Source organism: Atopobiaceae bacterium, assembly GCA_022483015.1.
In the GTDB taxonomy this organism is placed as follows: Bacteria; Actinomycetota; Coriobacteriia; order Coriobacteriales; family Atopobiaceae; genus JALCUE01.
This window is the reverse complement of the sequence record JAKVOB010000001.1, coordinates 1246025-1266314: the sequence shown is the minus strand read 5'-3', so window position 1 is coordinate 1266314 and position 20290 is coordinate 1246025. Positions and strand designations below refer to the sequence as shown.

Below are 20290 nucleotides of genomic sequence, written 5' to 3'. Positions count from 1 at the left end.
CATGAAGCACACACGTCTCGGCGACCTGCTCGTCGACGCAGGAGCCATAACGCAAGACCAGCTCACGGCCGCCCTCGCGGCGCAGAAGGGCACTGGCAAGCGTCTGGGCGACGTGCTCGTGAGCGAGGGGTTCATCACCGAGCGCCAGCTCATCGATGCCCTCATGCTCCAGCTCGGCATCGACTACGTCGACCCCACCACGCTCGAGCTCGACAGCGAGCTGTGCAAGCTCGTTCCCAAGAACCTCGCCAAGAAGTATTCCGTGGTCCCCATCCGCACCAAGGGCGACGACCTCTACCTCGCCATGGCCGACCCCCTGAACTTCATCGCCAGCGAGGAGGTCAAGGCCGCGTCACGCAAGCACGTCATCCCGATGATCGCCACCGAGGCCACCGTGACCCGCGCGATCTCGTCACTCTACGGCACCGAGGGCGCACGCCGTGCCATCCGCGAGATGCAGGCCGAGGAGACGCCGAGCGACACCCAGGGCGTGGCCTCGGAGCTCTCGGATGACGCCAACGCCAACGCACCCTCGATCCGCCTGGTCAACTCCATCATCGAGCGCGGCATCGCAGACCATGCCTCCGACATCCACATCGAGCCGCAGGAGACCGACGTCCTGGTGCGGATGCGCCTCGACGGCATCCTGCACAACGTGTTCACCATCCCCAAGGAGCTCCAGCCCTCGCTCACGAGCCGCATCAAGATCATGTGCGGCATGGACGTGACCGAGCGCCGCGTGCCCCAGGACGGCCGTGCCATCGTGCGGGTGCACATGAAGGAGGCCGACCTGCGTGCCTCCACCCTACCCACCGTGCACGGCGAGAAGATCGTGCTGCGCATCCTCGACCGCGCCTCCAAGCAGGACACGCCCGAGGACCTCGGCTTCTATGGCCACAACCTCGACGCCTACAACGACCTCCTCAAGAACACCCAGGGCATGATCCTCATCGTGGGCCCCACCGGGAGCGGCAAGTCGTCCACGATGTTCACCATGCTCTCGCGCCTCAACACCGAGGCGGTCAACATCGTGACCCTCGAGGACCCCGTGGAGTACAACATCGACGGCGTCAACCAGGTCCAGGTCAACGAGAAGGCCGGCACCACGTTCGCGAGCGGCCTGCGCTCGATCCTGCGCCAGGACCCCGACGTCGTGGGCGTGGGCGAGATCCGCGACGCCGAGACGGCGAGCATCGCCATGCGCGCCGCCGTGACCGGCCACCTCGTGCTCTCGACCATCCACACCGGCGACGCCCTCTCCACGCTCGACCGCCTGGACGACATCGGCGTGGAGCCCTATATGGTGGCGAGCGCCCTCAAGGGCGTCATCTCGCAGCGCCTGGTGCGCCGGGTCTGCCCGCACTGCCGCACCTCCTACACCCCCACATCAGATCAGCTCGAGAGCCTCGGCATCGACCCTGGCAGCCCCGAGGCCGAAGGCGTCGAGTTCTATCGTGGCACAGGGTGCTCGGAGTGCTTCGGGAGCGGCTACCACGGCCGCACCGTGGTCTCGGAGGTCCTCACCCTGAACGAGACGATGAAGGAGGGCATCCGCGACGGTGCCAGCCGCGAGGAGCTCGCTGCGGCAGCCATCGCCGGCGGCTTCCAGCCCATCGCCCAGAACTGCAAGGAGCTCGTCTGCCAAGGCGTGACCACGCTGGACGAGGTCATGCGCTGCGTCTATACCACCGACTGACGACCAGACCCAGGGGGGGGACCGAGCATGCACGATCAGACGAGCAGGAGTGCCGAGCTCGAAGGCATCGGGAGCTTCGAGGACATCGTCGACGCCGCCCACGGCATGGGCGCCTCCGACGTCCACCTGGCGGCCGGCGTGGCCGTCCGCGTCCGCGTGGACGGCGCGCTCCAGGATGCCTCGTCGCGGCCCCTCACACCGGCGGACACCGAGGTCCTCGCCCGCCACGTGGCAGGGGATGCCTACGAGCAGGTCGCACGCATAGGCGAGCTCGACATGGCCGGCACCTACGCTGGCGTGCGCTGCCGCCTCAACCTCTACCGCAGCCGTGGCTCGGTCTGCCTGGCCGTGCGCCTGCTGGCCGACGTCATCCCCGAGCTCGACACCCTGGGCCTGCCGCCCGTGGTGAGCGAGTTCCCCAGCCACAACAAGGGCATCATCATCGTCACCGGCGAGACGGGCTCCGGCAAGTCGACCACCCTGGCCGCGATCCTGAACCAGGTCAACCACACCCGCCCCGACCACATCATCACCCTCGAGGACCCCATCGAGTACCTCTACGAGCCCGACCGCGCGAGCATCGACCAGCGCGAGATCGGCCATGACACCCGCTCCTACGCCGACGGCCTCCGGGCCATCCTGCGCGAGGACCCCGACGTGATTCTCATCGGCGAGCTCCGCGACCTCGACACCATCGAGACCGCGCTGACCGCCGCCGAGACGGGCCACCTCGTCTTCGGGACGCTCCACACCAAGAGCGCGGCGGACTCCATCGACCGCCTGGTGGGGGTCTTCCCCGAGGCACGACAGCGCCAGATCAGGATGCAGCTCTCGATGACGCTCGACGCGGTGCTCTCGCAGCAGCTCCTGGTACGGCGAGAGGGGCATGGCCGCGTGGTCGCGTGCGAGGTCATGATGGTGAACAGCGCCATCCGGAACCTCATCCGCGAGGGCAAGACCCCGCAGATCGAGAACACGCTGGCCACCACGGCGGAGCTCGGCAGCATCACCATGGACAACATGCTCGTGCGCATGGTGCGCGAGCGGAGCATCTCTGCCCAGACCGCCATCGAGGCCGCCAACGACCCCGACTACGTCAAGCGGAGCGCTCGCTAGCACGCACGGCGGCCAGCTGGCCGCCACATACGCAGGACGCGAAGGAAGGCACGCATGAAGGCATTCAAGTACACCGGACGGACCAGCGCAGGCGCCGAGGTCGATGGCATCTTCGAGGCTCATACGCAGGCCGAGGCCGTCGACGCCCTGAAGGCCAACGGCCTCGTCATCGAGTCCATCGAGGAGACGGCGGGCGAGCACGACATCGACCTGCGACTCGGTGGGCACCGCACCAAGGACAAGGCCCTCTCGATCACGTGCAACCAGCTGTCCATCATCCTGAAGACGGGCATGCCCATCGTGCGCTGCCTGCAGCTCGTGTCGGGCCAGTCAGACGACAAGACCCTGAAGAAGCTGCTGCTCGACGTGTCAGAGGATGTCGCCGCAGGCCACGGCCTTGCCGACAGCTTCGCCGAGAAGGGCACGGGACTGCCGCTCACCTTCATCGAGACGGTACGGGCCGGCGAGGAGTCGGGCAGCCTGGACGTGGTGTTCGCCCGCCTGGCCGAGTACTACGAGAAGTCCGCCAAGACCAAGTCGCGGGTCACGAGCTCGATGATCTATCCCTGCTTCGTGCTGGGCGTCGCCGTGATCGTGGTCGCCGTCATCATGGTCTACGCCGTGCCCATCTTCGAGTCGACGTTCACGTCCATGAACCTGACGCTCCCCGCGGTCACGCAGTTCGTGATCGACTCCTCGCACTTCTGGACGCGCTACTTCCTGGTCATCGCCGGCTTCGTCGTGGCGCTGTTCATCGGCGTCAAGTTCGCCAAGAAGAACGACGACTTCCACATGTGGTGGAGCCACCTGGGCTGCCGCATCCCCGTGATCGGCCGCATCACCCGCATGAGCTCGGCGAGCCAGTTCGCCGGGACCATGTCGGTGATGATGGAGGCGGGGCTCTCCATCGTGAAGTCGGTGGAGGTCACGGCCAGGTCCATCAACAACTACTGGATGTCCGCGAACCTCGCCTCGATCCAGCCCGACCTCGAGGCCGGCAAGCCCCTGGCAGACTCGCTCGCCAAGACGGAGGCCTACCCCGACATGGTCTGCGAGATGTGCGGCGTGGGCGAGCAGACCGGCACGTTGGAGTACACCCTCAAGGTGCTGGGCGACTACTACGACAACGAGGTCGCCACCTCGACGTCGCGGGCGCTCTCGATCATGGAGCCGGTGACCATCGTTATCCTGGCCGTGATCGTGTGCGTGCTCCTGCTGGCCGTCTACCTGCCCGTGTTCGACATCTACGGCGGCATCACGGCGTAGGTCTTGCGGGCCCGAGGGCGAGGACGGCAGTTATCTGAATGCGTTCAGGGCGCATATCGACCGCTCAGGGAAGTTCCGTTGACCAAAACGAGGGAATTAGGGAATACTGCAATTGAAGTGAAGGACAAGGGAACCTGCAAAGGCGGGTCCCGCATAGAGAGGGGTAGCCATGGTTGAGATGATCAAGGCACGCAAGGCCGAGCTGCAGAAGGAAGGCAAGAAGGGCTTCACCCTGATGGAGATGTTGATCGTCGTCGCCATCATCGCGGTCCTCATTGCCATCGCCATCCCGGTGTTCACGACGCAGCTTGACAAGGCCCACCTGGCCACGGGTGCCGCAAACACGCGGAGCGAGCTGGCCACCGTCACGGCCACGTACCTTACCGACGGTACGGACATTGCTGCTGGTGATTTCGTTACGCAGATTTCCACCGATCTCGGATCTGATGCCCTTTCAGGTTGCACAGTCACAATTGACGGTACAAGCGTGATTACCGTCACCGGCCCGGGAGCATCTGGCACAGAGACCATGAATTACGACCCGGCCGTAATTACTGGTGCGACCTCGTAGAGCTTGTCAGTAAGCAGTCACTGCATTTGACAGTGCAAAGGAACGGGGTCGCTTCGGCGGCCCCGTTTTTTGCTGCGCTTCCACGCCTCCCGGCCCCGCATCCCACCTGCGTCCCTCGACCCTGCCCGTTCCTCTCGCCGGCATGGCGCACTCCCCCGCCGACCGACCCTCTCCTTCGTTGACGTAGCGCATCAGGCACCTTCTATGCCCCCAAAAGGTGCCTGATGCGCTACGTCAACGCATAGCCGTACGGATGTCGCCGCATCATCCCCGACCGGACAGCCTCAGGCCTCGGGCCCGCCCGGGTACCGGGCCGCGAGCCGCTCGGTCGTGGCCACGTCCCACCTGCCGGTCGCGACATCGACGAGGTCATCCGCTATGGCGATGGTCACATCCTCGAGCTCGAGGCCCTGCAGCCAGGCAGGGTCGATACCGGACATACCATGCATGGCCCCCATGATGTTGCCGGCCACCGCGCCACACGAGTCACTGTCGCCATCGTGGTCCACGGCCGCGGCGAGCGCCGCCGGCACGTCATCGGCATGGCGTAGGCATGCGCAGACCGCTATCGCCAAGGTCTCCTCGGCAACCCAGCCCTCCCCCAGCTCGCACACGGCCTCCTCGTCAGGGACGTCCTTTCCCGCCAGGCCCATCGCCTGGCGGAGGAGGTCCGACACCGCTTGCGTGGCAGACGCCTGCCGCGGGAACCAGACCGACAGGCGCTCGCAGCACTCGTCCACCATCCGCATGAGGCGTGCCTGGCGGTCGCCCTCACGCGAGCCCACCTCGTAGGCACAGCGATGCACGAGGTAGGCGGCAGCAGCGGCCGGGATGTAGCCAAGCGGGTTGCCATGGGTCACGGCCGCCACGTCAGCAGCCAGGAGCGCGACGTCGTCCAGGGCGCCGGCGCCATCGACCCACCCGTCCCTCTCGGCACCGAAGAGCAGCCCCACCGGCGCCACGCGCATGACACCGCCGCAGCCCTTGGAGTCGTTGAGCGGCTCATCGACACTGCCTGCACGGCCGTACTCGAGCTCCGCAAGGCAGGTCCGCCCCGGCGCACGACGGTCCCGGAGCGCCTCGACGTCTGCGAGCCACGACTCATGTGGGCCTGCCGGACCCTCGGGCTCCTGCGTGTGCAGCCAGTCGAGGTAGGACCGCCAGGCATAGTAGTCGGGCGAGGCTGCCACACCATAGAGGCGGTGGCGCGTCGCCCCGACCAGGATCCCTGCCGCCGTGAAGAGGGTCATCTGCGTATCGTCACTCACGAGGGCAAGGCCCGTCTGCGGATCACGTGGCAAGTCACGCATGCCGTCCGGACCATGGACGGCTCGTATCTGGGCGGCCGACATGAACTCCACCGGATAGCCCAAGGCATCACCAGCAGCACCAGCCACGAGACATCCCCTGAACTTGTCGAGGAGTGCCTCCTCCTGCGGCCTACGGGAGGACATGGCCGACCCGTCCGCGGCAGCCACCTCACCCGGCACCTGGCCAGACGCGGTGGCAACGGCACGCGAGCATGTGGCAGTAGCAGAATCATCCATGGTGGCTCCTCCTTGGTAGTGGCCCTGCCGAGAGGGTAGCGACCCTCCGGGACATAAATTGACCCTCGACCCTGCCCGTTCCTCTCGCCGGCATGGCGCACTCCCCCGCCGACCGACCCTCTCCTTCGTTGACGTAGCGCATCAGGCACCTTCTATGCCCCCAAAAGGTGCCTGATGCGCTACGTCGACCCCAGTCGGTCGATTCCCCGGCGCGCGCACGGGCCGCCCTGTCGATTCCCCGGCACCCTCGTGGTAGGCTGGTCGCACGCAACCACCGAAAGGCCCGCCCATGCTGTATGCCACGCCCCTCATCACGGTCTACTCGCTCGCCGTCACCGCCCTGCTGGGCCTGGTCATGGGGAGCTTCCTGGGATGCGTCGCCTGGCGGGCCGTCCATGGCGGATCGGTCCTGCGTGGGCGCTCCCATTGCGACTCGTGCGGCCATGTGCTGGGGCCCGCCGACCTCGTGCCCGTGGCAAGCTGGCTCGCCCTCCACGGCCGCTGCCGCTACTGCGGGGAGCACATCTCGGCCCGCTGCCCGGTGAGCGAGGCACTGACCGCCGTGATCTACGTCTCGATCGTCGCCCGCTACGACCTCACGGCCCAGACCGTCGAGCTGCTCGCCTTCGCCAGCGTGCTCGTGGTGCTCACCCTGACCGACCTCGACGACCGCACCATCCCCAACGGCTGCATCGTGGCCGCCCTCCTCATCCGCGCAGCCTACATCGGCTACGTGGCGCTGACCGGCGGAGAGGTGCTGACGCTGCTCACGGACTCCCTCGTGGGGGCCGCCGCCATCGGCATCCCGCTGCTCGTCATCGTGCTCGTGATGGACCACGTGCTGGGGCGGGCCAGCATGGGTGGCGGCGACCTCAAGCTGCTGGCCGTCTGCGGCCTCTACTTCGGCTGGCAGCAGAGCCTGCTGCTCGTCATCGTGGCCTGCGTGCTGGGCCTCGTGCTCGCGCTCGTCCCGGGGCTCCTCCCCCACGACGACGAGGACGACGCCACCACCTCGGGCCACGGGACCTTCCCCTTCGGGCCCGCCATCGCCGTGGCGGCCTGGCTCACGATGCTCTGTGGCGCGCCCATCGTGACCTGGTACCTGGGACTGTTCTAGGCCTCTGCCGCCCACTCACGGGTCGCATGCGGCCATCAGACCATCTTCTGGCAGGTCGCGGACCAGAACCCCTTAGAATGGGTACAGCCTGAAGCAGTATGGAAGCATCCAAGACCGCACGGGAGGAGCAGCATGGCAGCCTCGTATGTCGGCATCGACATCGGCCACGGCAACTGCAACATCGCCGTTCGTGACGGGGACGTCCGCCTCATCACGACGCAGATGCCCGAGAACCTCGTGGGCGAGGACCGCATCACCTCGCCCGCCTCGCTCGCGACGTTCCTCAAGGACCTCCGGCGGGACGAGCACATCCGCGCCCGCTCGTGCGCCCTCGCACTCAACGAGACGACCTCCTTCTTCCGGCATGTGACGCTGCCGGCCATGAGTCAGAAGGAGCTCGCGCTCAACCTGCCCTACGAGTTCCGTGACTTCATCAACGGCGACACCTCGGACTACGTCTTCGACTATCTGGTGGACGAGGTGGTGAACGACGAGGAGGGCAAGCCGCAGCGCCTCGAGCTCTTCGCGGCGGCCGCCCGCAAGGACCTCGTCGAGTCCGCAACGGCAGCCTTGAGGAAGGCGGGTTTCAAGCCCCAGGCGGTCCTTCCCGTGCAGGTCCTCTACGCACGCCTGATCAAGGAGCACATCGCGCAGAACCCGACAGACAACACCACCTGCCTCGTGCTGGTGAACGTGTCCTTCTCGTCCACCACGGTGACGTTGTTCATCGGGAGCCATTACGAGGCCTCGAAGGTCATCGAGGTCGGATGCGCCGACCTCGACACCATCATCGCCAACGTCTACGGCATCGACCCCTACACGGCAGCCTCCTACCGCCGCTCGGACTTCGAGGGCGTGCTCGAGACCCCCGACTGCCAGGCCGTCTACGACCAGCTGGCCACCGAGGTCAGCAAGGTCGTGAACTTCTTCAACTTCTCGAACCCCGACAAGGACGTCGAGCGTGCCTGCGTCCTGGGCACCGGCGCCACCATCAAGCCCCTCACCGACACCATCGAGGGCTCGCTCTCGGTGGACGTGCTGTCCGCGGCGGACCTCGTCCCAGGCCTGTCGGACCAGCCCGATGCACCCTCCGCCGCGCTCGCCTTCGGGGCGCTTCTCGAAGGGGAGGCGATATAGATGGCGCTCGACTGGAACAAGCCCATCGGCAAGCCCAAGGATCCCGCGGACCAGGCCTCCAAGGGAGCCGTCTCCGCCGAGAAGGACACCATCAACCTGATGGTCAGAAGCAATCGCGAGATCGACGCGCGAAAGGCCGTCCCCCTGGCCGTCATCCTCGTGGTCGTCGTCGCGCTGTTCGCCAAGTTCGCCGTCTTCGACCCCCTCTCGCAGGTGTCCCAGAAGCAGACGGAGCTCTCGCAGCAGCAGTCCGCCGTGGCCGCGGCTGAGTCCAAGCTCACCGGCTATGACGACCTCAAGGCGCAGTACGACAGCTACCTGGGCACGAGCTCGACCTCGAGCTCCGTGAGCGCCGAGCAGGTCATGTCACTCATCGACGCACGCGTCGCCTCGCGCGCGCAGGTGTCGTCGCTCTCGTTCGACTCAGGGAAGGTCTCCATCGTCCTCGACGAGGTCTCCCTCGACACCGTGGGCGACATCGCGACCTCCCTCGGACAGGATGACATCGTCTCGAACGTCACCGTCTCGACCGCATCGGCCCAGACCTCGACCACCAACGTCACTGCCACGCTCGTCGTCACGCTGGTGGGCAGCACCGACGCCACAACGGCGACGACCTCGGCCGCGACCACGACGACCAAGTAGGAGGGCGAACACATGCTCACGTACACGTTCTCAAAGCGCGAGAAGGTCCTGATCGTTCTTCTCGCCCTCATCCTCATCGCGATGGCCTGGTACGAGCTCGTCTTCAAGGGCGTTCAGGAGCAGACCTCCGCGCTCGAGCAGCAGATCGCCGATGCGCAGGACACGCTCACCATCGACACCGCCAAGGTCCAGCAGATGACCACCATGCAGAAGGCCGTCGACTCGTACGAGGCCGCCGGCTCGGCCGCGAGCACGACCCCCAAGTACGACAACATCAAGAACGTGATGTCGACGCTCGACACGGCCCTCTCGGGGACCGCCAGCTACAGCCTCTCGTTCGACGACCTCGACACCACCCAGGCAGGCGTGGTGCGACGCGGGGTGAGCGTCTCGTTCGGCTGCGACACCTACGATGCGGCCAAGGCCGTCATCTCGACCCTTGCTGACGGGCCCTACACCTGCTCGGTCGACTCGTTCACCATCGCCACGGCCAGCTCCAAGAAGACGTCGTCGACCATAGGTACCGGGAACACGGGGTCCGCCGCCTATTCCGTGAGCGCGCACATCACGTACGTCGAGAGCGACTAGCGGCAGCCCTGCGAGGCTGATGCGTCCCCAGAGGGATGCGGATGCATCAGTTGGGTATCAGCTTGAAAGTGCGGACGGCACCCACGCCTGCATATGTCCATTCGACGTTTGGGGGAACCATGAGCACATCACGCAAGGCACTCAAGATCATCTGCATCGTCATGCTGGTACTCTCCATCATCGGCATCGTCCTGGGAGCACTCATGCTTGCCGGCTTCGCCGTGATGGGATACAGCTCGGTCGACGTCCAAGGCCAGTCCTTCGACGCAGGGCTGGTGACCGGCTCAGTGGGCATCGTGTTCATCGTCGCGAGCGTGCTCGACCTCATCGTCGCCATCCTGGGCATCAAGGGCTGCAACACCCCCAGCAAGATCAAGCCGTTCCTGATCATCTGCTACATCACGCTGGCCTGCATGGTCGTCTCGGTGGTCATGTCCGCCGTCCAGGGCACCGCGATGGGCACGTCCCTCGTGAGCCTGATCATCACGAATATCGAGACCGTCCTGGGTCACAACATCCAGAAGGAGGCCCAGAAGTAGGCTCGGTCGGGAAAGGGGCACGGCGTACGTCACAGCACCAAAGGGATCCGCGGGGACTTGGCAGAAGTCGCCCGCGGATCCCTTCTGTTTCCTGCGTACCGGCAGGGACCGATGCCGGGCCATGGGGCGATATGCGCTGTCGTGACTGATCCCGGTTCGAGCGCTGCCGTGCCGGGGTTCCTTAGGGCAGGCAACGTGAGCATCGGACAACGTTGCATGGCGATGGTGACCCACAGCGATGTCTGGGGCCAGTACCAGGGTTCCTTAGGGCAGGCAACGTGAGCATCGGACGACGTTGCATGGCGATGGTGACCCGGGGCCTTCCAGGAAGCCCGAAGGGAGTCCTACGGGTGTGAGCGACCAGAAGGCGTATGTTGGTCGCTGTAGGTTCTCCGAAACACAACTGGTCGCACGATTATCATGTACCAGCTGGTAATAGATGGTGCCCGAGGTGAGACTCGAACTCACATGGTGTTGCCACCAGAGGTTTTTGAGACCTCCGCGTCTGCCATTCCGCCACTCGGGCCAAGCACGACTTGCAGTTGCACGGCATCTGCCGCGCGAACTACTTTAGCAGATGGATGGGTCCGTCCGCATGGCCCCTTGCCGCATGATGGAGAGGTGACACGACCGGCTTCCCTCCGTGCCTCCCACAAGCTGCCATTGGCCAGATAGCACATCTGAAAGAAGAAGAGAGGGAACGAGAAGGTCAGATGGTTTAGACTCTTTTATGTTGAATCTAATCTGAGCATCTGGGGGATCTCATGAGATATCAGAGCAAGGCGTTCAGGGCCGCAGCCACGCTGACGGGAGTCCTCGTCATCTCATCGCTCCTGCCAGCCATGGCTTGGGCAGAGGATACGACCACCCTCACGCAGAGCTCGGAGACGGCCACTTCGGCATCCCCCGCTTCCACGACCGTGACCGCTCCCCTCGAGACCACCGATACCGCAACGTCCGACACGGCCGAGAAGGGCCAGCAGGCCACCACCCCGACCACGCCGGACGCCACCACCCCCGACACGGCGACCACCCCGACCACCCCGGATTCCACGACGTCCGACACGGCAACGACCCCTGACGCCACCACGCCAGACGGAGCGACGACGCCCGACGATGCCACCACGGCCGACAAGGCCACCACGTCGGAGAAGGCCACTACCCCCGACAAGGCCACCACCCAGGCGACCACCACCGAGGCCGCGACCACCGCACAGGCGGCCACCACCCAGGCCGCGACCACCGTCACCACGCAGGCGTACAGAAACCAGTGGGTCCAGGAGGGCTCGCGCTGGTACTACTACGACGCCTCCGGCTCCCGTGCCTCCGGCTGGGTCGTCAACTCCACCTTCAAGACCTACGGCCTCCAGCGCTACTGGCTCGACACCACGACCAAGGCCCTCGCGTCCTCCGAGCTGGTCAAGGCCTCCGAGGCCGGGTACTGGGCCTACGCCACCAGGTACGGCTACGTCGTGCGCGGCCGCTACACGGAGGGCGGCGTCACCTACCTGGCAGACAACGACGGCAGGCTCGAGTCGCCCGGCTGGCACGTGAGCTCCGCCTACGGCCAGGGCCTCCAGCGCTACTACGTGACCGCCGCCAAGCACGGCTGCGTCACCGGCTACTCCACGGCAGGCTGGGCCCACTACACCACCCCCGCGGGCTACGTCCTGCGCGGTGCCGCGACCTGCGCCGACGGCGCGAGGCGCATCGCCGACAACGACGGCCGCGTCCAGGCCTCCGGCTGGCTCGTGACGTCCGCCTTCGGCCAGGGGCTCCAGCGCTACTGGCTCTCCGGCGGCTCCGTGGCCGCCTCCAGGCTCGTCTCGCCCTCCGAGGGCGCGGGGTACTGGGCCTACGCCACCTCCGCCGGCTACGTCCTGCGCGGCCACCTCACCTCGGGCACCGTCACCTACCTGGCGGACAACGACGGCCGCCTGGCGAACTCCGAGGGCTGGCACGTGAGCTCCGCCTGACGTGAGCTCGGCCTACGGCCAGGGCCTCCAGCGCTACTACGTGAGCCGCCGCCAAGCACGGCTGCGTCACCGGCTACTCCGCGGCGGGCTGGGCCCACTACACCACCCCCGCGGGATATGTGGCCCGCGGCGCGTACGACACGGGCGCCGGCAGGGTCTACGTCGCGAACAACGACGGGCGCCTCGCCTGGGGCACGAGCACCGGCTGGGTCGTTCAGAACTACGGCTCCGGCCTCCAGCGCTACTACGTGAGCGCCTCCGACCACGGCGCGTGCTCCGGCTTCTTCTCGGTGGCCGGCTACGGCCGCTGCTTCGGCGTCGGCGGCGCAGGGCTACGTCATGCGCGGCAAGATGGGCTGGGGCTCCACCGTGCTCCTGGCCGACAACGAGGGCAAGCTGGCGACCCAGTCGGGCTGGCTCGTGACCGGCGCCTACGACGGGGGCACGCTGCAGCGCTACTACATGGTCAACGCCTGGAGCGACTACAAGGGCGCAAGGACCGGCTGGTTCACCGTGAGCGGCTCGAACTTCTACGGACGCAACACCGTAGGCTATGTCGCACGCAACGGTTATATCCAGCATAATGGGTCCTGGTACCAGGCCGACAACGATGGCAAGCTCACCCGCGTCACATCCGGCAAGATCGGTTGGCAGAACCCCTCGTGGATGTATCAGGTCTCGTGCTATAACGCGAGCCTGCCCTCCTATGCCGAAGGCTATTTCACCTATGTGACCCCCTCTCGAATTGCGATCAACGCCTCCCGGCAGGATTGCGTCAACGCCTTCATGGGACGCGCCTACGACTACCTGGGGTCGCCCTACATCTGGGACTACGCCATGCAACCAGGCGTCGGCGTCGACTGCGCGGGCCTCGTGATCCAGTGCCTCTATGCCGTGGGTATCAACTCCGTGTACAACCCATATGACCACATGTATGACCCCTGGCAGGACCACGACGCGACGAACATGTACAACGACAGCAAGTTCGAGCACGTCTCCATCAGCAACATAAGCTATGGCGACCTCGTGTTCTATTCCGGCCATATTGCCATCTACATCGGCAACGGCCAGGTCATCAATGCGACCAGCCCCTCGGAAGGCGTCGTCATCAACAGCGTCTATCGTTTCAGCATCATCGGTGTGGGCCGCGTCTTCGCATAGGCGGGACGAGGCCACAGCCAGCACATCAAGAAGACAAGGGAGCGGCGCGCCCGATTCGAGGCGCGCCGCTCCCTTGTCATCCCTAGCGTGGGCTTATCTCAGGTACGGATTATGCTCGAGCTCAGAGCCCATGGTGGTAATGTCCCCATGCCCGGGGAGGACCGTGGTCTCAGGCGGGACCGCGACCTTGAGGCGTGCGAGGGAATGCATGAGGTCGGCCTCGCTCCCTCCCTCGAGGTCCGTGCGCCCGGCCGAGCCCTTGAACAGCGTGTCTCCCACGAAGGCGAGGCCACAGCCCAGGAGCGCGATGCCACCCGGCGTATGGCCGGGACAGGCGATGACCTGGAAGGTCGCAGTGCCCACGCCGACCACGTCCCCCTCCTCGAGGGTACGGTCGGGCGCCGGGGCGTCATCGTCGTAGGGGACGTCGTCGAACTGGCCGCTCCCCGCGTGGGACGCCATCTCGACGTCAGCCGCGGCCATGGCGAAGGAAGCGCCCGTGGCCGCCTGCAGGGCCGCGACACCACTGACGTGGTCCCCATGCCCATGGGTGGCCACGATGAGAGCCACATGCACGTCCGAGAGCCTCTCGGCTATGGCCGCGCCAGAGGCACCCGGGTCGACCACCATGCACTCGCCGTCCGATATGACGGCATAGCAGTTCGTCTCGATAGGGCCGACGATCATCTGCCTGATGGCGATGTCGTCATGCGAAGGGGCGGATCCGCAGCCAGAGCAGCCTGCACAGCCGGCATCCTCGCCAGCCGAGCAGCCTTCTCCCCCACCGCAGCCACCGCATGACGTGTCGGACGAGCAGCCCCCTTGGCACCTTGACATATCAGACCCTCCGCTTCATCTGGTTGGAACCCTCGCCCGGCATGATGCGACGCGCGTCGAAGACGCTCGGGACACGGCTCACGGTCGCCAGCAGGTTGTCGAGGATGCTCGCATCCGAGATGGCCACCAGGAAGCGCAGACGCGCCGCCCCAGCCGCGCTCGTCTGCGTGGCGGCCGAGAGGATGTTGCCGCCGGCATCGCCCACCGCGATGGTCACATCCTTGAGGAGCCCCATGCGATCGGAAGCCTCGACCACGATCTCGACCTGGAACTGCGTCGCCCCTGAAGCGTCCCACTCCACGGGGATCATGCGCTCGGGATGCTCCATGAGCCCTTTCACGTTGGGACAGGTGGCACGGTGCACGGAGACCCCACGACCACGTGTGACGAACCCCACGATGTCATCGCCGGCCACGGGGTTGCAGCAGTGGGCGAGGTGGACGAGAAGATCAGGGTCCCCCTTGGCCACCACGCCGCAGCTCCCATGCCGCTTCTTGTCGGCAGCCGGCTGCTTCTTGACATGACGCCCGGTGCCCGCCAGAGGCTTGTCCTCCGCAAATGCCAGGGCTGCGGCCTCGGCCTGGGCGGCCGCCTTCTGAGCGGCCGCGACCTGGGCGGGGCTCCCCTCCTCGAGGACGTCCTGCACGCGGTTGGCGATGGTCTTGGCAGAAGCCTTGCCCGTGGCGACGGCCGCGAACATGTCGTCGACGCCCTTGAACGAGAGCGCCTCGGCCACCTTGGCGAGGGCGCGCACGGAGCGTTGGGTTGAGATGCCATAGCCGCGCTTTCGCAGCTCGCGGGCAATCTCGCCCCTGCCCTGGTCCGCGTCCTCGGACTTGGTGACCGTGGCGAAGTAGCGACGTATCTTGGCTCGGGCGGACGGGGTCTGGACGATGCCCATCCAGTCACGCGAGGGCTTTGAGTTCTTGTTGGTGAGCACCTCCACGCGGTCGCCCATCTGAAGCGGCGTGGTGAGCGGGACCACGATCCCGTTGACCTTCGCGCCGACGCAGTGGTTTCCCACCTCGGTATGGATGGCGTAGGCGAAGTCGAGCGGCGTGGAGTTGACCCTCAGGCTCATGACCTCGCCCTTGGGTGTGAACACGAAGATCTCGTCCTCGAACAGGTCGACGCGCAGGCTGTTGAGGAACTCGTGCGGGTCGCCCATGTCGCCCTCGACCGTCCAGTCGAGGCTCTTGCGGATCCAGCTGATCTGGTTGTCGACCGACTTGTCCGTGTTGGTCATCACGCCCTTGGAGTTGCCGGCCTTCTTGTAGAGCCAGTGGGCGGCGATGCCGTACTCGGCCTGCTCGTGCATCTCACGCGTGCGGATCTGAATCTCGATGGGGCGCGCATCGGGCCCGATGACGGTGGTGTGCAGCGACTGGTAGAGGTTGGGCTTGGGCGTGGCGATGTAGTCCTTGAAGCGCCCCGGCAGGGGGTGCCACAGCGAGTGCACGGCCCCGAGGGCGGAGTAGCAGTCCCCCACCGAGAGGGTGATGACCCTCAGGGCGATGAGGTCGTAGATGTCGGAGAACTCCTTGTCCTTCCGCTTCATCTTCTGGTAGATGCTCCAGAGGTGCTTGGGGCGCCCCGTGATCTGGAAGCCCGAGAGGCCCACCCGATGCAGCTCGTCCTCGAGCAGACGGATCGTCTCCTCGGTCGAGCGCTCGCGCTGCTCGCGCGAGTCCTGCACCATGCGGGCGATGCGCTGGTACTCCTCAGGCTCCAGATAGAAGAACGAGAGGTCCTCGAGCTCCCACTTGACCGAGCTCATGCCCAGACGGTCGGCCAGAGGCGCATAGACGTCCATGGTCTCGCGCGCCTTGAACACGCGGCGGTCGGGCGGCAGCGCCGAGAGCGTACGCATGTTGTGCAGGCGGTCGGCGAGCTTGATGATGACCACGCGGATGTCCTTGGACATGGCGAGGAACATCTTGCGCAGGTTCAGCGCCTGCTTGGCATCCATGGAGTCGACCTCGATGGACGTGAGCTTGGTCACGCCGTCCACGAGCTCGGTCACGGTCGGGCCGAAGCGCTCGGTGAGATCCTCGAGGGTGGCAGGGGTGTCCTCCACGGTGTCATGGAGGAGGGCGGCCGCAAGCACGTCCTCGTCCATGTGGAAGTCCTGCGCGAGGATGAGCGCCACCTCGACGGGGTGGTTGATGTAGGCCTCACCCGAGCGACGGCGCTGGGTCTCATGGCGTGCCGCGGCGAAGCAGTAGGCGGCATCGACCTTGTCGACACCGGCCGGGTCGAGGTAGCCCTCGCAGGCCTTGCGGAGAAGCGCATAGTTGTCAGCCCCGACCTTGGGGCGAGGACGTGGCGTGGGCCTGGCAGGTACGGTTGGCACCCGGGGTGCCACAGGAGCCGGGCCGCCACCCTCCTCGGGCGTCGCGAGTGGTCGTTCGTCCTTGTCCATGTGCTAGCTCACCTCCCCATCGACGCGCTCGCCGAAGTCGGGCACGATCGGTCGGTTGATCCTGGCGAGGAGCTCGTCGGCCGTGGCCGTGAGCACCCAGTCGCGGAAGCCCCCGAAGTCCTCGCGCATCCGCATCCCCTCAAGGTAGCGTATGGAGCGTCCGAGTTCCATATGCTCGGGGGTATCGACCATCCGGATGCGTCGTGCGGTGCCGTAGCCGCTCGTCTCGAGGAAGCCGAGCTCCCTGAAGACGGCGATGCCACATGAGACGGAACGCTCGTCGAGGCGGCTCGAGCGGTCGAGCTCGAGGCAGGCCTGGGCGATGTCGGCATTGGATCGGGCGAACGAGCGCTCGCCTGTCTCGACCACGCCACGCTGCCACACGGTCTGGAGCGCACGATACAGGATCACGAGGTCAGAGCGGTCAGGGGCGCCGCCGTCGATGATCCGCTCGTTGATGTGCGCGTCACGCGAGCCGAACAGGAGGTGCACCACGGCGGGGTTGCCGTCGCGCCCGGCACGACCTGACATCTGGTTGAACTCCACGTCGCCGAAGGGCATGTGGTAGAGCACGACATGCCTGATGTCAGGAAGGTTCACGCCCTCGCCGAAGGCGCTCGTCGAGACGATGCAGGAGAGCTCGCCGCTGCGGAAGGCGCCCTCCACGGAGGTGCGCTCCTCGCGCGAGAGGCCCGCGTTGTAGAAGGCGATGCGCATGCCGAGGTCGGGCACCTTGTGACGGAGCATCCGGGCGAGCGAGACGGACTGCTCGCGTGAGTTGACGTAGATGACGCACTTCTCGCCCGTGGCCACCAGGCTCACGAGGGCAGGCTCTCGGTCGCGGAGCTCACGGTGGTCGTCGATCGAGAGGTTGGTGCGGCACGAGTCGTCGACCACGACGCTCGAGGTCCCGAGGAGCCGGCAGACCTCCCGTGCGACCGGGGTGGCCGCCGTCGCCGTGGTCGCGAGCACCACCGGGCCTCCGAGCTCGGCCAGGACGCGAGGCATGTCCTGGTACGACCCACGGTTGCCGCCCTTGGACAGGCCGGCATGATGGGCCTCGTCGACCACGACGAAGCCGACCCTGCCAGACGCGGCGAACCGGTCGGAGTGGATCGAGAGGAACTCTGGTGTGGTGAGCACCACGTCGACGCTTCCCGCGCCAAGGCCCGAGAAGACCTCGTCCCGCCCCTCCGCGGACGTCTCTCCCGTGAGGGTCGAGACCTGCATGCCCAGCTCGGAGAAGGTCTCGGCAAGGTGGAAGGACTGGTCCGCCACGAGCGCACGGAGCGGATAGACGAAGATGCTGGCACGCCCCTGCGAGAGCGCCATACGGGCAGCATGCAGGTGGAAGACGAGCGACTTGCCCCGGCCCGTCGCCATGACGGTCAGGCAGGACTCACCCGCCGCCAGATGTGCCAGCGCCGCCTTCTGGGCGGGCAGGAACGCATGGTCGCCTATGAGACGGACCCGGAGGGCATCGTCGAGCTCAGCCCCCGTCAGGGCCGCGAGGTGGGACCGACAGGCCGTGCAGGCGTCCTCATGCTCCGCGTCCGCGCTTCCCGGCTCATGCAGGCGGTCGACGCGGACGTTCACGCCCAGCGAGCGGTCCTCCTCACCGGTGAGCTGCTCGACACGCGCCACATAGGTCGCGCCGGAGTCGATGACCGGGGCAAGGGCCGCCGCGATCTGACGGCGGAGGAACCCGACCTGCTCGCCCGAGGGCGCACGCAGGGCGATGGCATTGGGGTCCACAGGGTTGTCGTGCACGCGCTCGACGGTGAGCCCGTCGCCCACGGAAAGGGTGCGGACCACGTCCTGGCGACCGTCGAAGGTGACGCCGACCGCCTTCGTGAAGAAGCTCGTGGCCTCTGCGATCGAGGAGTACTCGTCACGCGAGAGGATCTGCGGCGCACGGGCGAAGAGGTCGTCCACCAGCGGCTTCGAGGGCGCGTCCTTCTCGTCGGGAGTCCGGTAGATGATGTCGCGGACCATGAGCTTGGGCTTGGTCCTGCCCTGCCAGGTCTCGTTGACCGCCTCGAACACGAGGTCGCAGGCACCGTCCCACTCAACCGCACGCTCGACATCGGGGGCCCTGAACATGATCGCGGGGATCGAGGCGACCCCGTCGGTGGCCGCGAAGCGGAGGTGGTCGCCCGTCGCACCCACGCGGGCGCGCCCGAGCATCGAGACGCCGGTGGCCGCGAGCAGGGGAACCTTGTTTCCCTGGCCGAAGGGGCGCAGGACCGAGAGCGAGTCTATGGTGGCGAGGTCTATCTCTTCCAGACGGACGACGGCCGACACCTCGCCCTTGTCCTCGAACTGCTCGGCCGGCAGCGCCGAGAGCACCTCCTCGAGGCGACTCCTGAACGCGTCGATGTTCGCGGCATCGACGGTGACGCCGACGGCACCTGCGTGGCCACCAAAGCGGACCAGCAGGTCAGAACATTGCTCGACGGCATGGAAGAGGTCGACGGATCCCACCGAGCGTCCCGACCCGTGCGCCACGCCGTCAGAGATGGACATCAGGATGGTCGGGACGTGGTAGCGGTTCACGATGCGGCTCGCGACGATGCCCTTCACGCCCTCATGCCAGCCCTCGCCGCCCACCACGATGCAACGGCCGCCCTCATAGGTGGCCTCGACCCGGGCCAAGGCCTCGGTCGAGAGGGTCGACTCGATCTCGCGGCGGTCGTTGTTGATGGTCTCGAGACGGGCCGCCAGGCGGGTCGCCTCGGCCATGTCATCGGTCAGCAGCAGGTCGAAGGCGACCTCGACGTCACCCATGCGACCAGCCGCGTTGAGACGGGGCACGAGCGAGAAGGGCAGGGTGTCTGCCTCGATGGTGGCAAGGTCACAGCCCGCCACCGCAGCAAGCGCCACGAGACCGGGACGCGAGGTGTGCCTCATGAGACGGATGCCGTCGTCGACGAGCGCGCGGTTCTCGCCCTGGAGCAGCATCATGTCCGAGACGGTCCCCAGGCTCGCCACATCGGTGTAGCTCCGCCAGAGGTCAGGCTGGCCCAGGCGGCGCCCCAGCTCGCAGACGAGCTTGAGCGCGACGCCGGCCCCAGCCAGGTCATGCGAGGGATTGTCGGGCGAGATCTTGGGGTCGGCGACCGGGACCTGCGTGGGCACGAGGTCGGCCGGCTCGTGGTGGTCGGTGACGACCACGTCGATCCCTGCGGCAAGGGCGAGCTCGACCTCATGGGCACTGGCTATGCCCGTGTCCACCGTGATGACCAGGTCGGGGTGACACCCATCGACCACCCGTTGCAGGGCCTCGTGGGACAGGCCGTACCCCTCGCCGAAGCGATGGGGTATGAACGGGTGGACGTCGCCGCCGAGCCTGCGCAGGGCGAGGGTGAGCAGGCAGGTCGAGGACATGCCGTCCACGTCGAAGTCGCCGAAGACGGCGATGACCTCGTGGGCGGCGAGCGCCGCCTGCACGCGGTCGGCCACATCGCCCAGGCCCGGGATGCGCAGGGGATCGACCCAGTCGCGCTCGAGGGACGGGTGCAGGAAGACGTCCGCCGTCTCGGGTGTGACGCCGCGCGCGGCCATGATGCGAGCCGCGAGCGGGGTCACCCCCTGCTCGCGTACGAGGGACGCCTCCACCTCGCGGGAGGCGGGAAGTACCTCCCAGCGTCTGCTGTCCGAGAGCCCGGCCAT

At 66.6% G+C, this 20290-nt stretch carries 15 protein-coding genes and 1 tRNA gene; 11 read left to right on the top strand and 5 right to left on the bottom strand.

Features of this window, described 5'->3' with window-relative positions; all coding sequences use genetic code 11:
- Position 1: 1 nt before the first annotated feature.
- The 4 genes from LKE50_05390 (at position 2) to LKE50_05375 (ending at position 4649) form a co-directional block, all read left to right on the top strand.
- Positions 2-1696: a GspE/PulE family protein gene (locus LKE50_05390; GenBank protein MCH3968042.1), complete on the top strand. Its 1695-nt coding sequence runs from the start codon at positions 2-4 to the stop codon at positions 1694-1696.
- Between the two features lie 27 nt (positions 1697-1723).
- Positions 1724-2812: a PilT/PilU family type 4a pilus ATPase gene (locus tag LKE50_05385; GenBank protein ID MCH3968041.1), complete on the top strand. Its 1089-nt coding sequence runs from the start codon at positions 1724-1726 to the stop codon at positions 2810-2812.
- 54 nt (positions 2813-2866) lie between these two features.
- The gene (locus tag LKE50_05380) at positions 2867-4078 is read left to right on the top strand and encodes a type II secretion system F family protein (GenBank protein MCH3968040.1); all 1212 of its coding nucleotides are present in this window, start codon (positions 2867-2869) and stop codon (positions 4076-4078) included.
- 169 nt (positions 4079-4247) lie between these two features.
- Positions 4248-4649: a prepilin-type N-terminal cleavage/methylation domain-containing protein gene (locus LKE50_05375; protein ID MCH3968039.1), complete on the top strand. Its 402-nt coding sequence runs from the start codon at positions 4248-4250 to the stop codon at positions 4647-4649.
- 284 nt (positions 4650-4933) lie between these two features.
- Here LKE50_05375 and LKE50_05370 read toward each other — a convergent pair whose 3' ends face one another.
- A complete protein-coding gene (locus LKE50_05370; protein MCH3968038.1) occupies positions 4934-6196 on the bottom strand; it encodes an ADP-ribosylglycohydrolase family protein in 1263 nt (420 codons plus the stop codon).
- Positions 6197-6485: 289 nt separating this feature from the next.
- Between LKE50_05370 and LKE50_05365 the strand changes: the two genes are divergently transcribed.
- The 5 genes from LKE50_05365 to LKE50_05345 all read left to right on the top strand — a co-directional run bounded on the left by LKE50_05365 (position 6486) and on the right by LKE50_05345 (position 10222).
- Positions 6486-7313 carry a prepilin peptidase gene (locus LKE50_05365; GenBank protein ID MCH3968037.1) on the top strand — a complete coding sequence of 276 codons (828 nt, stop codon included), beginning with the start codon at positions 6486-6488 and terminating at the stop codon, positions 7311-7313.
- Between the two features lie 132 nt (positions 7314-7445).
- Entirely contained in the window at positions 7446-8450 is a 1005-nt protein-coding gene (pilM, locus tag LKE50_05360; GenBank protein ID MCH3968036.1) for a pilus assembly protein PilM, read from the top strand.
- Positions 8451-9095, top strand: a complete 645-nt coding sequence (locus LKE50_05355) for a hypothetical protein (protein ID MCH3968035.1) — start codon at positions 8451-8453, stop codon at positions 9093-9095.
- A gap of 12 nt (positions 9096-9107) precedes the next feature.
- Positions 9108-9683 carry a hypothetical protein gene (locus tag LKE50_05350; GenBank protein ID MCH3968034.1) on the top strand — a complete coding sequence of 192 codons (576 nt, stop codon included), beginning with the start codon at positions 9108-9110 and terminating at the stop codon, positions 9681-9683.
- Between the two features lie 119 nt (positions 9684-9802).
- Positions 9803-10222, top strand: a complete 420-nt coding sequence (locus tag LKE50_05345; protein MCH3968033.1) for a hypothetical protein — start codon at positions 9803-9805, stop codon at positions 10220-10222.
- A gap of 440 nt (positions 10223-10662) precedes the next feature.
- On the opposite strand, the gene LKE50_05340 is transcribed toward LKE50_05345, so the two are convergent.
- Positions 10663-10748, bottom strand: a tRNA-Leu gene (locus LKE50_05340).
- 238 nt (positions 10749-10986) lie between these two features.
- On the opposite strand from LKE50_05340, the gene LKE50_05335 reads away from it, so the two are divergent.
- Positions 10987-12198: a hypothetical protein gene (locus tag LKE50_05335; GenBank protein ID MCH3968032.1), complete on the top strand. Its 1212-nt coding sequence runs from the start codon at positions 10987-10989 to the stop codon at positions 12196-12198.
- Positions 12199-12537: 339 nt separating this feature from the next.
- Positions 12538-13359, top strand: coding sequence for an NlpC/P60 family protein (locus LKE50_05330; protein MCH3968031.1), 822 nt, complete (start codon positions 12538-12540; stop codon positions 13357-13359).
- Between the two features lie 93 nt (positions 13360-13452).
- Here LKE50_05330 and LKE50_05325 read toward each other — a convergent pair whose 3' ends face one another.
- The 3 genes from LKE50_05325 to recJ are packed head-to-tail and all read right to left on the bottom strand — an operon-like array spanning position 13453 to position 20290.
- Positions 13453-14196: an MBL fold metallo-hydrolase gene (locus LKE50_05325; protein ID MCH3968030.1), complete on the bottom strand. Its 744-nt coding sequence runs from the start codon at positions 14194-14196 to the stop codon at positions 13453-13455.
- 1 nt (position 14197) lies between these two features.
- The gene (locus LKE50_05320) at positions 14198-16618 is read right to left on the bottom strand and encodes a bifunctional (p)ppGpp synthetase/guanosine-3',5'-bis(diphosphate) 3'-pyrophosphohydrolase (protein ID MCH3968029.1); all 2421 of its coding nucleotides are present in this window, start codon (positions 16616-16618) and stop codon (positions 14198-14200) included.
- A 3-nt stretch (positions 16619-16621) separates the two neighbouring features.
- A complete protein-coding gene (recJ, locus tag LKE50_05315; GenBank protein ID MCH3968028.1) occupies positions 16622-20290 on the bottom strand; it encodes a single-stranded-DNA-specific exonuclease RecJ in 3669 nt (1222 codons plus the stop codon).